The 13140-nt window shown below is 28.3% G+C and carries 20 protein-coding genes and 1 riboswitch; of the genes, 4 read left to right on the forward strand and 16 right to left on the reverse strand.

Going from position 1 to position 13140, the window contains the following annotated elements:
• Nucleotides 1–20: 20 nt before the first annotated feature.
• The 6 genes from rplK to glmM all read right to left on the reverse strand — a co-directional run bounded on the left by rplK (nt 21) and on the right by glmM (nt 3203).
• On the reverse strand, nt 21–455 hold the full coding sequence (rplK, locus tag ASHG_RS02540; protein ID WP_040397331.1) for a 50S ribosomal protein L11: 435 nt from the start codon (nt 453–455) through the stop codon (nt 21–23).
• A 62-nt stretch (nt 456–517) separates the two neighbouring features.
• Complete coding sequence (nusG, locus tag ASHG_RS02545) at nt 518–1111, reverse strand: transcription termination/antitermination protein NusG (protein ID WP_040397332.1); 594 nt, start codon at nt 1109–1111, stop codon at nt 518–520.
• A gap of 7 nt (nt 1112–1118) precedes the next feature.
• Entirely contained in the window at nt 1119–1301 is a 183-nt protein-coding gene (secE, locus tag ASHG_RS02550; RefSeq protein ID WP_004813575.1) for a preprotein translocase subunit SecE, read from the reverse strand.
• Between the two features lie 14 nt (nt 1302–1315).
• The gene (rpmG, locus tag ASHG_RS02555) at nt 1316–1465 is read right to left on the reverse strand and encodes a 50S ribosomal protein L33 (RefSeq protein WP_004816546.1); all 150 of its coding nucleotides are present in this window, start codon (nt 1463–1465) and stop codon (nt 1316–1318) included.
• A gap of 77 nt (nt 1466–1542) precedes the next feature.
• A complete protein-coding gene (locus ASHG_RS02560) occupies nt 1543–1863 on the reverse strand; it encodes a hypothetical protein (RefSeq protein WP_040397335.1) in 321 nt (106 codons plus the stop codon).
• Complete coding sequence (gene glmM, locus ASHG_RS02565; protein WP_040397336.1) at nt 1863–3203, reverse strand: phosphoglucosamine mutase; 1341 nt, start codon at nt 3201–3203, stop codon at nt 1863–1865. The genes ASHG_RS02560 and glmM overlap by 1 nt, the downstream gene beginning before the upstream one ends.
• Nucleotides 3204–3324: 121 nt before the next feature.
• On the opposite strand from glmM, the gene ASHG_RS02570 reads away from it, so the two are divergent.
• Together ASHG_RS02570 and rsmI are read left to right on the forward strand one after the other, a co-directional pair.
• Entirely contained in the window at nt 3325–4026 is a 702-nt protein-coding gene (locus ASHG_RS02570) for a tRNA1(Val) (adenine(37)-N6)-methyltransferase (RefSeq protein WP_040397338.1), read from the forward strand.
• Nucleotides 4016–4834 (forward strand): 16S rRNA (cytidine(1402)-2'-O)-methyltransferase, encoded by an 819-nt coding sequence (rsmI, locus tag ASHG_RS02575; protein WP_040397339.1) that lies wholly within the window; start codon nt 4016–4018, stop codon nt 4832–4834. Before ASHG_RS02570 ends, rsmI begins: the two co-directional genes overlap by 11 nt.
• Here rsmI and dhaM read toward each other — a convergent pair.
• From dhaM to dhaK, 3 genes are read right to left on the reverse strand one after another with little or no spacing between them, the layout of a single operon-like run.
• Nucleotides 4826–5224 carry a dihydroxyacetone kinase phosphoryl donor subunit DhaM gene (gene dhaM, locus ASHG_RS02580; protein ID WP_040397341.1) on the reverse strand — a complete coding sequence of 133 codons (399 nt, stop codon included), beginning with the start codon at nt 5222–5224 and terminating at the stop codon, nt 4826–4828. The genes rsmI and dhaM overlap by 9 nt on opposite strands.
• A complete protein-coding gene (gene dhaL / locus ASHG_RS02585; protein WP_040397343.1) occupies nt 5217–5816 on the reverse strand; it encodes a dihydroxyacetone kinase subunit DhaL in 600 nt (199 codons plus the stop codon). Before dhaL ends, dhaM begins: the two co-directional genes overlap by 8 nt.
• Nucleotide 5817: 1 nt before the next feature.
• Nucleotides 5818–6804 (reverse strand): dihydroxyacetone kinase subunit DhaK, encoded by a 987-nt coding sequence (gene dhaK / locus ASHG_RS02590; RefSeq protein ID WP_040397345.1) that lies wholly within the window; start codon nt 6802–6804, stop codon nt 5818–5820.
• A gap of 443 nt (nt 6805–7247) precedes the next feature.
• Between dhaK and ASHG_RS02595 the strand changes: the two genes are divergently transcribed.
• Nucleotides 7248–7682 carry a flavodoxin gene (locus ASHG_RS02595; RefSeq protein WP_004813592.1) on the forward strand — a complete coding sequence of 145 codons (435 nt, stop codon included), beginning with the start codon at nt 7248–7250 and terminating at the stop codon, nt 7680–7682.
• A 4-nt stretch (nt 7683–7686) separates the two neighbouring features.
• Nucleotides 7687–8232 carry a DUF3793 family protein gene (locus ASHG_RS02600; RefSeq protein ID WP_004813594.1) on the forward strand — a complete coding sequence of 182 codons (546 nt, stop codon included), beginning with the start codon at nt 7687–7689 and terminating at the stop codon, nt 8230–8232.
• 53 nt (nt 8233–8285) lie between these two features.
• Here ASHG_RS02600 and ASHG_RS02605 read toward each other — a convergent pair whose 3' ends face one another.
• From ASHG_RS02605 to ASHG_RS02635, 7 genes are all read right to left on the reverse strand, one after another.
• Complete coding sequence (locus ASHG_RS02605; protein WP_040397346.1) at nt 8286–8891, reverse strand: HAD family hydrolase; 606 nt, start codon at nt 8889–8891, stop codon at nt 8286–8288.
• Complete coding sequence (gene ribH, locus ASHG_RS02610; RefSeq protein WP_040397348.1) at nt 8888–9346, reverse strand: 6,7-dimethyl-8-ribityllumazine synthase; 459 nt, start codon at nt 9344–9346, stop codon at nt 8888–8890. Before ribH ends, ASHG_RS02605 begins: the two co-directional genes overlap by 4 nt.
• On the reverse strand, nt 9347–10561 hold the full coding sequence (locus ASHG_RS02615) for a bifunctional 3,4-dihydroxy-2-butanone-4-phosphate synthase/GTP cyclohydrolase II (RefSeq protein WP_040397350.1): 1215 nt from the start codon (nt 10559–10561) through the stop codon (nt 9347–9349).
• Between the two features lie 6 nt (nt 10562–10567).
• Nucleotides 10568–11191, reverse strand: a complete 624-nt coding sequence (locus ASHG_RS02620) for a riboflavin synthase (RefSeq protein ID WP_040397351.1) — start codon at nt 11189–11191, stop codon at nt 10568–10570.
• Nucleotides 11172–12251, reverse strand: a complete 1080-nt coding sequence (ribD, locus tag ASHG_RS02625; RefSeq protein WP_040397352.1) for a bifunctional diaminohydroxyphosphoribosylaminopyrimidine deaminase/5-amino-6-(5-phosphoribosylamino)uracil reductase RibD — start codon at nt 12249–12251, stop codon at nt 11172–11174. The genes ASHG_RS02620 and ribD overlap by 20 nt, the downstream gene beginning before the upstream one ends.
• Nucleotides 12252–12325: 74 nt before the next feature.
• A riboswitch (FMN riboswitch) is annotated at nt 12326–12438 on the reverse strand.
• Between the two features lie 115 nt (nt 12439–12553).
• Nucleotides 12554–12733: a 30S ribosomal protein S21 gene (gene rpsU, locus ASHG_RS02630; RefSeq protein ID WP_040397353.1), complete on the reverse strand. Its 180-nt coding sequence runs from the start codon at nt 12731–12733 to the stop codon at nt 12554–12556.
• Nucleotides 12734–12771: 38 nt separating this feature from the next.
• Complete coding sequence (locus ASHG_RS02635; protein WP_040397354.1) at nt 12772–13113, reverse strand: histidine triad nucleotide-binding protein; 342 nt, start codon at nt 13111–13113, stop codon at nt 12772–12774.
• Between the last annotated feature and the right edge of the window lie 27 nt (nt 13114–13140).

A 13140-nucleotide genomic window follows, 5' to 3' on the forward strand; every position in this document is an offset into this window, starting at 1 on the left:
TAACGAGTTTCCTCTTCCACTTATTCTTCTACAGTAATTCCCATGCTTCTGCATGTACCTTTTATCATGCTCATTGCAGCTTCTAGGCTTGCAGCATTTAAATCTTGCATTTTAGTTTCAGCTATTTCTTTAACTTGATCAAGTTTAATTGAACCTACTTTATTTTTGTTTGGTTCTCCACTTGCTTTGTCAAGTCCAATTGCTTTTTTAATTAATACTGGTGCTGGTGGTGTTTTTGTGATAAATTCAAATGATCTATCCTTATAAATTGTCATTTCAACCGGTATTATCATTCCAGCTTGGTCAGCTGTTTTTGCATTAAATGCTTGCACGAATTCCATAATATTGATTCCGTGTGGTCCTAAAGCTGTACCTACTGGAGGTGCTGGTGTTGCTTTTCCTGCTGGTACTTGTAATTTAACTTTTGCTTGTACTTCTTTTTCTTTTGCTGGCATATTAAATCCTCCTTTGTGGTTTTTGGCGGGTTACCCCTCCCACTTACTTTACGTAAGCCAGTTTAAATTGTTTCAATATCTTCAAAACCTAAATCTATAATTGTATCTCTTCCAAACATATCAATTAAAGCTTTAATTGTTTGTTTTTCTGGATCAATCTCTTTGATTTCTGCAAGTAAATCTTTAAATGGTCCTTGGATAATATTTACATTATCTCCAACATTTATATTAATATTTAATACAGGCTTGTCTTCTTTTATTCCAAATTTTCTAACCTCTCTTTTTGTAAGTGGGACTGGTTTAGAATCTGGTCCTACAAAGCCTGTTACACCTTGTGTATTTCTTATAATATACCAAGATCTATTTGTAATGTTCATTTTAATCATTACGTATCCAGGAAACAATTTTCTAGTTTTAAGTTTTTTTGATTCATTTTTTACTTCAACATACTCTTCTTCTGGTACTGTTACATCGATGATATCAGGATTTTGTTCATTATCAATCATCATTTGGATCTTATCTTTGACCCTGTTCTCGTATCCAGTATATGTGTGAACTACATACCATCTTGGTTGTTTTTCTGAATCTTTAGAATCAATTTCTTCTTTAGTATTGTTTAATTCATTTGAACTATTGTTATTAGATAAATCTGTCATATCTTACCTACATCAAAAATCCAAGCATGTTTCCAAAGACTATGTCTAATAACCAAATGAGAAGTCCTGTAATCACACTGACAATTATAACAAGTAATGAGTAGTTTAAAGTTTCATTTTTTGTTGGCCATGTGATTTTTTTGAATTCTCTTCTAATAGATTTAAAAAATCCTTCTTTTTTCTTAGCCATTTAAAAACTCCTTACTATTTTGTTTCTTTATGAACAGTGTGTTTTTTACAGAAAGGACAATACTTTTTAAGCTCAAGTCTTTCTTGAGTGTTCTTTTTGTTTTTTGTAGTATCGTAATTTCTATTTTTGCAAACTGTGCATTCTAGTTTTACTTTATCTGCCATTAAAACACCTCCTAATTTATATGGATAGTCCCATACAAAAATATATGTTACCATCTATTACTTATCATGTCAATATTTTATCGACTTTTTTCAATTAATTCGTATAGTTTTTTTCTTTTATTTATTAAAAAATTTCTTAAATCGTCTAAATCGTGATTTGAAAAGCAAAAATCACTATAATCAATAAGTATATCTTCTATATCCGCTAGTTCATAAATTCCTTCGTCATACATTTTCCCTAAAAATTTATGATTTTTATCATAAAATATTTTAGGTGGATAACCATCAAGTTTTCTTGTATCCATGCTAATATATGAATTTTTCGAATATACTTTATTTCCTACTACAAGTACAGCTTCTTTTATATTTATTTCTCTACCTGTAAGATAATCTTTCATTATAGTCCACTTTTTTCTATAGCTTCTACTATATTATCTACTTTTCCGTTTGCTATTTCTTTTGTTTCAGCTTCTGCCATAACACGTATTAATGGTTCTGTTCCGCTTTCTCTAACTAAAATTCTTCCAGAATCTTTTAAGTCTTGGCTTTCTTTTTCTATGATACTTTTTATAGACTCATCTGATAAAACTGCACTTTTATCTTTTACTCTTACATTTTTTAATACTTGTGGGTAAATTTTTAACTCTCTTTTTAATTCTGATAAGCTGGATTTATTGTCTATCATTGCTTCCATTAATCTTAAAGAAGTAAGAATTCCATCACCTGTATTTGCATATTTTGAAAAAATAATGTGGCCTGATTGTTCTCCACCTAGTTCATAGCCGTGTTCATTCATTTCTAAATGAACGTATTTATCGCCTACTTTTGTTTTGCTATAATTAATTCCAATTTTATCTAGAGCTTTATATAAGCCAATATTTGACATAATTGTTGTTACAATTGTATTTGATTCTAAGCTAGCTTCTTCTTTCATATGTTTTCCACAAATGTAAAGAATTACATCTCCATCTACAATCTCCCCTTTTTCGTCAACTGCTATACATCTATCAGCGTCACCGTCATAGGCAAAACCACAATCTAGTTTGTTTTCTTTTACATATTTTTGTAAAACTTCAATGTGAGTTGACCCACAATCTACATTTATATTAAATCCATTTGGGTTGTTATTAATTACAAATGTTTCGGCTCCTAAGGCATCGTATACACTTTTTACTATTGATGATGCAGCTCCATTTGCACAATCTAATCCCACTTTTTTGCCTTTAAAAGATTTTGATACAGTTTGTATTAAAAATGCAGTATATCTATTTCTTCCACCAACAAAATCATGAGTTCTTCCAATTTCATCTCCAACTTTTAAATCAATATCTTTAATATCAGAATCAATGTATTCTTCCAATTTTTGCAAAAATTCATCATCCATTTTTTCTCCATCAGAATTGATTATTTTTATTCCATTATCATGATATGGATTATGACTAGCAGTTATCATAACACCACAATCAAAATCTTCACTTCTAACCACGTATGATACTGAAGGAGTTGTTGTTACGTGTAGTAAATATGCATCAGATCCTGAAGAAGTAATACCTGCTGATAAAGCATCTTCAAACATGTATGATGATCTTCTTGTATCTTTTCCTATTACAATTTTTCCATTTCCATTTTTTTCTTTATTAAAATAATATCCTAAAAATCTTCCAATTTTAATCGCATGATATAGAGTAAGATCTTGGTTAGCTTCTCCTCTAAATCCATCTGTTCCAAAATATTTCATTCTAACCTCCTAGTTTACTAATATAATTATAGATTAGTAAGTTCATTGATTCAAGTAATTCTTTGTTTTAAATAACAAAATATATTTTTGCTTATTTTATCCATTATTATATAATTTAATTATGGAAAAATTAGATTACATACCAAAAACCAACTTATACATGAAACATGTTGACAATTCTTATTCTTTTGGAATTGACTCTATATTACTTGCAAATTTTTCAAAAATGAAAAAAAATAAAACTTTAATTGATATAGGGGCAGGAAATGGAATTTTATCATTAGCTTGCCTTTCATATTATAATTTAAGTAGGGTTTATGGAATTGAAATTCAAAAAATAAAAGCAAAATTGTTTAATGAAAATTTAAAAATAAATTCTATCAAAAATATAGAAATTATAAATAATGATTTAAACTTGACAGATTTTCCAAATAATTTTTGTGATTATGTTATTACAAATCCTCCATATTATAAAAAGGGAGCAAATATTAAAAATGAAAGGGAAGAATTTTTATTATCTAGACAAGAAATAAAAATGAATCTTTCAGATATTTTTAAATTCTCTAATAAGTGCCTTAAAGATAGAGGAAAATTATATATGATTCATAAACCCGAAAGACTTATTGATATTATAAAAGGAAGTGGAAATTTAAAATTAAAAAGATTAAAATTTGTTCAATCAAAAGCAGGAGAAAAACCTGTATTTATGCTAATGGAATTTGTAAAAAATGCTAATGATGGACTTAAGTTTGAAGATCCTTTGATCATCTATGATAATGATGGAAATTATAGCAAGGAGGTTAGATTTATAAATGGATTATAGTATTTATTTTGTACCAACTCCAATTGGTAATTTAGAAGATATGACAATTAGGGCTATAAATGTTTTAAAAAGTGTAGATATAATTGCTTGTGAGGATACTAGGGAAAGTAAAAAATTATTAAACTATTTTGACATAAATAAAAAATTAACCTCATATCACAAATTTAATGAAAAACAAAAATCTCAAGAAATTATTAAAGCTACTCAAGAAGGTAGAACTTATGCAATTATAACAGACCAAGGAATGCCTGGAATTTCAGATCCGGGTCATATTCTAATTAAAGAGTGCATAAAAAACAATATTTCTTATACAATTCTACCAGGTCCCTCTTCAATTTTAACAGGACTTATAGCAAGTGGATTTGATAATACTAGATTTTCTTTTTATGGATTTATTCCAAAAAAATCTTCTGATAAGAAAAAATTATACCAAGAATTAAAAAAGGAAGACAAAACTTCAATTCTTTTTGATACTCCTCATAATTTAGAAAATACTATTAATGACTTTAAAAAAGAATTTCCAGAAAGAAAAATTGCAATTACAAGAGAGTTGACCAAAAAATTTGAACAATATCAAATTTTTGATATAAAAGATATTTGTGTAGATGAATTAACTTTAAAAGGTGAGTTCGTTCTAATTTTAGAAAAGAATATAAATAAAGATAATTTAGATATTTCTTATTTTAAAGATGAAATTTTAAATATGAAAAAAGAGGGAAAATCTACCAAAGATATTGTAAAATCTTTGAAAAAATCCACCTCTTTTTCAAAAAACGATATTTATAACTATGTTATTTCTTTAGTTTAAATTATCTAATTTATTTACAGGATAATTTTCTAAATATTCTATTGCCTCTTCCAAAGTTTGTCCTGCAGAAGCACTTACTGCAACTTGAACACTTGTTTCAACAATAGGTGTTCCTGATAGATAAACTTTGGATTTTTTTTCTTCATCTAGCATATCAATTGCCATTTGACAGTTTAACATTGATGAACCCAAATCAAAAAATATAACCAGACCATCATCTGTTGCATATTTATTGATTATCTCATTAATTTCTTCAAAATTTGATCCTATATTTCCTTCATTATCTCCACCACTAACTTGAATATTTACATCAGGAGCCATTTGAATCAAAATTTCTCTAAGTCCTTCAGCAACTTTTTTACTATGACTTGCTAATAAAATATTAATCATTTAATTCTCCTAAAGCACACTTAATACATAAATATGATGAACAAGCTCCTGGATCTATATGACCTATTGATCTTTCTCCAAGATAAGCAGCTCTACCTTTTATAGCTTTAATATCTTTTGTTCTTTCCATATTTTCTTTTGCAATGTCAACTACTTCTGAAAAACTTTTATTTTCTTTTAATGCATCTGCTACTGGAGAAAGTACATCAACCATAGTTTTATCACCAACTTTAGCTTTTCCTCTCATAATAACTCCATCTACTCCATTAGAAAATGCTTTTGTAAATATTTCTTTATCAATATCAGCACATCCATCAAGAGATTGAGCAAATTTCATAAAAAAAGTACCATATAGTGGTCCACTAGCTCCACCAACTGTTGAAATAAGAGTCATAGCAATTTTATTAAATAGTGATTTTAGGTCAGAAAATTCTTCATTCATAGCTTCTTTTACTTTTGAAAACCCTTTTTTCATATTATAACCATGATCAGCATCACCAATTTCCCTATCAAGATCTGTTAAATAAGCTTCATTCTCACTTATTAAATCAGCAATATTTACAATTTTTTCTTTTACTTTTTCTATATTCATTTTATCCCCTCACTACATCAACTTTTTCTTCTAAATATTTTAAAATTTCATCATCAACTTTAAACAGGGTTAAAGAAAATCCAGCCATATCCATACTAGTCATATAATTACCTAAAAATGTTTTTTTGATATTAATATTTTTGTCACTTAAATAATCATTTACAAAATTATTAACTATAAATAGTTCCATTTCAGTTGTTTGACCCATTCCGTTAACCATAAGAACAAAGTCACCATTTTTATCTTCATAATCATCTAAAATGTGATTTAAAAGTTCTTTAGAAATCTCATCAGCAGATTTTACTTTTTCTTGTTTAACGCCTGGCTCTCCATGGATACCAACACCAATTTCCATATCTTCTTCAGATAAATCAAAACTTTCTTTTCCTGAAATTGGATTTATACAAGCCTTTGTTGCCATACCCATAGACTTTATATTTTTTACAATTTTTTCAGCCATAGCTTTTATTTCTTCTAGACTTTTTCCTTCTCTTGCCATGGCTCCTAAAACTTTGTGAACAAAAATAGTTCCAGCTATTCCTCTTCTTCCACTAGTATAAGTAGAATCTTCAACTGCTACATCATCATTTACAATGATATAATCTACATTTATACCATCCATTTCAGCCATATCTTTTGCCATTTCAAAATTCATAACATCACCGGTATAATTCTTAATTACCATAAAAACACCTTGACCAGAATCAGCAAGTTTAATAGCTTCTAAAACTTGATCTGGAGTTGGTGAAGTAAAAATTTCTCCACAAATTGCACAATCAAGCATTCCATCACCAACATATCCAGCATGAGCAGGTTCGTGTCCACTTCCACCTCCAGAAATTAATCCGACTTTTCCCTCAATAGGTAAATCTTTTCTATAGATTATTTTTAATTCTTCGTTTAACTTTACCTTGTCTTGGTTTGCTTTATAAAGTCCATTTAACATCTCTTTAATTATCATATTTGGATCATTAATAATTTTTTTCATAAATACCTTCCCTTCTAAATAAAATATACCCAAATAGTTTTTTTTATTTATTACAGTAATAAAATTATCATTATTTAATTGTAAGCATGAATAAAAATTATCAAGATATATTTTTATAAATTTTTATTCACTTTATTTTAATAAATTAACTGAATTTTATCTATTATTACCTTGAATTTAAAATATTTTTACTGCCTGATACTAAAAATATTAACATTTACTTTTAAAATTATTTTTATAAGAAATGCAAATATAGATATCAAGGAAATGAAAAATCTTTGTTATTTTTTTATCTTAAAACCTTATAATCTCAAGGTTTTTTTATTATATTTAAAAAATAATTAAAAAATAGCTTGACAAAAACAATAAATGAATATATGATTAGCTTAGATGTTGATAGAGGTTATCAATATCAAAGAAATTTAAAGGAGAAAATTAATATTATGAAAAAAATTGCTATTGTTTACTGGTCAGGTACTGGCAACACTGAAGCTATGGCCAATGAAATTGCAGGAGAATTAAAAAATAATGATATAGAAATTGATTTATTTGATCCTAATTCTTTTACAAAAGATTCTATAAATCTTTATGATGGATTTGCTTTTGGTTGCCCAGCTATGGGTAGCGAAGAGTTGGAAGAAACAGAATTTGAACCTATGTTTGAAAGTATAGAAAATGATTTATCTGACAAACCTGTTTTAATTTTTGGTTCTTATCAATGGGCAGATGGTGAATGGATGGAAATTTGGCAAGATAGGTGTAAAAATGATGGAATTAATCTTGTTCGTGATGGATTAATGGCTTATGATACTCCTGATGATGAAGCATTAGAAGAATGTAGAAAGGCGGCATTAGATTTATCTAAAGCTGTAGGTTAGAAAAATGAATGAAGAATTATTAATTGATTATGCATCACAAACTCTGGCTAATAAAAAACTTGCTAATTTATTTACATTTAAAAATACCGACAATATAGACATTGAAAAAATGGTCTATGAGTGGAATGAAATACTTAATGAAAAAAATATGTACGTGGAAATACTTAAAAATAATCATTCATCCGCTCAAATTTATGCATACAGACCCCACAAGCTAAAATACGTATTAAATGATAAAAAAACAAAATCTCTCCTTAGGTCTTTGGGCTACAACACTCAAGACCTAAACCAATGCATAAATCATTTGAAGTTTAGGTATAAAATAGAAAACTTTCCCCATGAAATTGGAATATTTTTAGGCTATCCTTATGAAGATGTAATGGGTTTTATTGAAAATAAGGGTGATAAATTTCTAATTAACGGATATTGGAAGGTTTACTATAATCAAGATGAAAAAATAAAAATTTTTAATAATTACAACAAAATAAAGAAATCTTATAAAATCCTTTTTAATCGATACAAAAATATAAGTAACTTATGTGTAAATTAATAATTCTTCTATAAAAAAATTATGTGTACTTGCAAAAAAATAAAGGCTTGAGCCTAGCTCAAAGCCTTTATTTTTAATAAATCGCTAATTTTATCAATTTTATAATCTGATAAGTTGCCTTCTCCTTTTTTAGCATAGCCATACTTTGCAAAAATGGATATATTATCGTTTAAATAGCCTGCCTCTATATCGGATTTTCTATCACCTATTATTATAAAATTGTCTATTTTATTTATTTTTATTATTTCTGATTTATCCTTATAATCATAATCTTCGCCTATTAAATATTTACTAAAATATAAGTCTAGCTTATAAAATTTTCTTGCGGTATCAATATATTTTCTAGGACATGATGAAAGGATTATTAATTCGTGTTTCTTTTTTAGGATATTTAATACTTTTTTTGTATCACGGTATAAAGAACCAAAATCTTTCATATTTTCTATCATAAATTTTCCTGTTGTTTCTATTAACTTTTCTTTATCATAAGAATCATCAAGAAAATCATCCCAAATTTTTCTTGGTGGATAGCCAAGATAAGATTTTGGATCAAGATTTGGCTTTTTTATTTTATATTCTTTTAGGGTTTGGTAAAATGCTTTTTCGTAAATTTTATCACTTTTATGGATAGTTCCATCAAAGTCAAAAATTATTTTCATATAAGATCCATTAAATTTGCCATTTCAATTGCTGATATTGCAGCATCACTTCCCTTATTTCCTGCTTTTGTTCCTGCTCTTTGAACAGCTTGTTCTATTGTATCTGTTGTAACAACTCCAAAAATAATTGGCTTTCCGCTTTCAAGTGATACATTTGCAATTCCTTTTGAAACTTCTGAGCAAACATAATCATAATGAGAAGTATCTCCTCTTATAACTGCTCCCAAACAAATTACAGCATCATAATCCTTACGTGCTAGTTTTTTGGCTGCAAGAGGAATTTCAAAAGCACCTGGAACTCTAACAAGTTCTATTTCTTCATCTTTTACATCATGTCTTTTTAGTGTATCAAGGCAACCTTCTACTAGCCTATCTGTTATAAAATGATTAAATCTTGCAACAACAATTGCATATTTTTTTCCATTTGATACTAAATTTGCACTGTACTCTTTCATTTAAATCTCCTTAAATTCTCTTAAATCATGTCCCATTCTATCAGCTTTTGTTTTTAAATAAACCCTATCAATATGGTTTGAATGAATTTCTATTGGTACTCTTTTATTTACTTTTATATTGTATTTTTCAACTTGTTCGATTTTATCAGGATTATTTGTCAACAAATCAATTGATTTTACTCCTAATTCCTTTAACATAAGACAAGCAATTTTATAATTTCTCAAATCAGGTGCAAAACCAAGTTTTATATTTGCATCTACAGTATCGTAGCCTTCTTCTTGAAGGTGATAGGCTTTTATTTTATTAAATAAACCAATTCCTCTTCCTTCTTGTCTAAGATAAAGGATTATTCCTGATCCATTTTCATCAATCATCTCCATTGCCTTATGAAGTTGATTTCCACAATCACACCTATTTGATGAAAATACATCTCCAGTTAAGCATTCTGAATGAATTCTAGTTAGTATATTTTCACCATCAACCTTTCCTTTTATCAAGGCTAAATGCTCTTTGTTTTCAATTTTGTCATAAAAACTTATAGCTTTAAATTTTCCATGGTCTGTTGGAAGGTTAATTATATTTGTTTTTTCCAAAAAATCTTCTTCAGTTTTCGAAAAGTCTATCTTATTTTCTTTTATATATTTTTTAATTTCAGCAACACTGGTCATTTTCATACCAAGTTTTTTTGCAAGTTCAATTACTCCTTTACCTTTAAGCATGTGGCCATCATCAGCCATAATTTCACAGCATAGGCCTATTTCTTTTAAATTTGCGATTTTCATCAAATCTATCGTAGCTTCAGTGTGACCTTCTCTAACTAATACTCCCCCATCTTTTGCAATTAATGGAAATACGTGACCTGGCCTTCTAAAATCACTAGGTTTTGTATTATCATTTGCAAGAGCTCTAACGGTTTTAGCTCTTTCAAATGCTGATATTCCGGTTTCTGTACTAACATGGTCAATTGAAACTGTAAAAGCTGTTTCGTGATTATCTGTATTATTTTTAACCATCATATCAAGGTCAAATTGTTTGGCAATATTTTTTCCTATTGGTGTACAGATTAAACCTCTAGCATATTTCGCCATAATATTTATCATCTCACCAGTTACATTTTCACCGGCACAAATCATATCGGCTTCATTTTCCCTATTTTCATCATCAGTTACTATAATTATCTCGTTATTTTGTAATGCTTTTATTATTTCTTCCATAATTTTTTAAAAACCATTTTCTAACAAAAAGTTTTTATCCAACCTTTCTTCTTTTTTATAAGCCATAGATTTTTGTATAAACCTATTTATGATGTCCGTTTCAATATTTATTTCATCGCCTATTTTTTTGTATTTAAAATTTGTTCTTTCTATTGTTTCAGGTATAAGCGCAACCTCAAAACTCGTATTATTATCATCAGAAACTGTAAGAGAAATTCCATCAAGAGCAACTGAGCCCTTCTTTACAATCAAAGAGCAAATTTCTGGACTTGCTGAAATTGTAAATATATTTTTTCTTATATTTTTAATCTTACCAACTCCATCAACATGACCTTGAACTATATGGCCATCAAGCCTATCTGAAAGTCTTAAAGCTCTTTCTAGATTTACTTTTTTATTTAAGTATGAACTATCAAATTTAGTCATCTTCAAACTTTCATTCATAAGATCCGCCTTGTAAGTTTTATCAGTAATTTCTGTTACTGTAAGACAAACTCCATCAGTCATAATTGAATCCCCAAGTTTTGTATCTTTTAATACAACACTCGCCTCAATTTCAATTTGTACATGATCATTTATCTTTTTAAAAGATAAAATCTTACCCATTTCTTCAGATATTCCAGTGAACATTTTTAGCCTCAATCATAATATCATCATCAAATCTTTTTACATCTTCAATTTCAAACTTATATCCATCTTTAATTTTATCAACACCTCTTCCATAAAAAGGTGATTTTGAATTAAAGCCACCAATTATTTTGGGTGAAATAAATTCATAAATTTTATCAACTATATCTTCTTCTAAAAAACCGTAATTTAGAATTGATCCACCTTCAATCAAAATTGATCCTATATTCATTTCGTATAATTTATTTACTAAATCTTCTAGGTCAACATGATTATTTTTCATCTTGCATTTAATTAAATTTAAATCAGGATTGTCAGTGTCTTTACAAGTCGCTATATAAGTTTTTTTATCACTATTTAAATAAAAAATCTTGTAATCCTTATAATTTTTTTCTATTTCTAGATTTGTATCAACAATAACTCTAACAGGATCAATTCCATTTTCTATCCTTGAATTTAAGGAAGGATTATCGTGAATCAAGGTGTTTTTTCCTACAATTATTGCATCATAATCATTTCTTAGTCTATGGACATATTCTCTAGAAAATTCATTTGATATCCATTTTGAATCATTTGTATTTGAAGAAATTTTTCCATCCAAAGTTTGGGCATATTTTAATGCTATAAGAGGTCTATTATATTTTATGTTAAAGAAAAATTTTTCATTTAGTTTTTTACCTTCATCTTCAAGTAAACCAGTAACAACTTCAATATTATTATCTCTTAACTCTTTAAGACCATCGACTTTTGGATTTGTATCAACATTTGAAATTATAACTTTTTTTATATTTCTTTTAATAATTTCCAAAGTGCAAGGACCTTGTTTGCCCCAATGAGAACAAGGCTCCAAATTTACATACAAAATCGCTCCATCACAATCACTTTTTAAATTATTAAAACAATCAACTTCTGCATGAGTTTTTCCATATTCATGATGAAAACCCGTAGAAATAATCTCGTTATTTTTTACAAGTACTGCACCAACTAAAGGATTTGTTAAGGTTTTTCCTCTTGCTTTTTTAGCAAGTTCGAAACACTTTCTCATATAATATTTATCATTCATCTTGCCTCCTCCACAATTCTAGGCAAAAGAAAAAGTCCCCTTTCAGGGACTTAAATTATTCAAAAGAAAAATCAAAATATCTTCTCTCATCCAGACTATACTGTCGGTATAGGAATTTCACCTATTCAGCAAAAAGCTCGCGGACTTTACCGCCGGTGGGGAATCACACCCCGCCCTGAAGAATTGTGTTATTTTATTTACATTTTTATTATAATACAAATTTTATTTTTGTCAATCGTTTACATGATTTTTTTTAAAAACTTTTAAGCCAATAAAAAAAGACCCTATTGGGTCTTAAATTACTATTTTCTTCTTTTTTTTCTCTTTGCTGCCTCAGATTTCTTTTTTCTCTTAAGGCTTGGCTTTTCGTAGTGTTCTCTTTTTCTGTATTCTGTTAGAACACCGGATCTTGCGCATTGTCTTTTGAATCTTTTAATTGCACTATCAATTGATTCGTTTTCTCCAACTCTGATCTCTGTCATTTCTATCCCCCCTCTCGTATCACACATTAAGTTTGAAATCAACCTGGTGGCCATTGTAAGGACCTTTGTGCTAAAACATGAAAATGCATGTGTTTAACAGTTTGTCCTCCATCTTCTCCTGTATTGTTGACTATTCTATAGCCATCTTCGGCTACATTTAGATTTTCAGTTATTTTTTTAATAACCATAAAGATATGAGAAACAATATCTTTATCTTCTTCATCTAACTTCGCCAAACTTTCTATGTGTTTTTTTGGTATTACAAGAAAATGGATAGGTGCTTGTGGATCTAGATCATTAAATGCAATTACTTTTTCATCTTCATAGATTACATCTGATGGTATTTCTCCATCAGCGATCTTGCAAAATACACAGTCCATACTTCACCCCCATTGATAAATATAATA

Origin of the sequence: Anaerococcus senegalensis JC48 (genome assembly GCF_000321005.1) — a bacterium.
Classification (GTDB): Bacteria; Bacillota; Clostridia; order Tissierellales; family Peptoniphilaceae; genus Anaerococcus; species Anaerococcus senegalensis.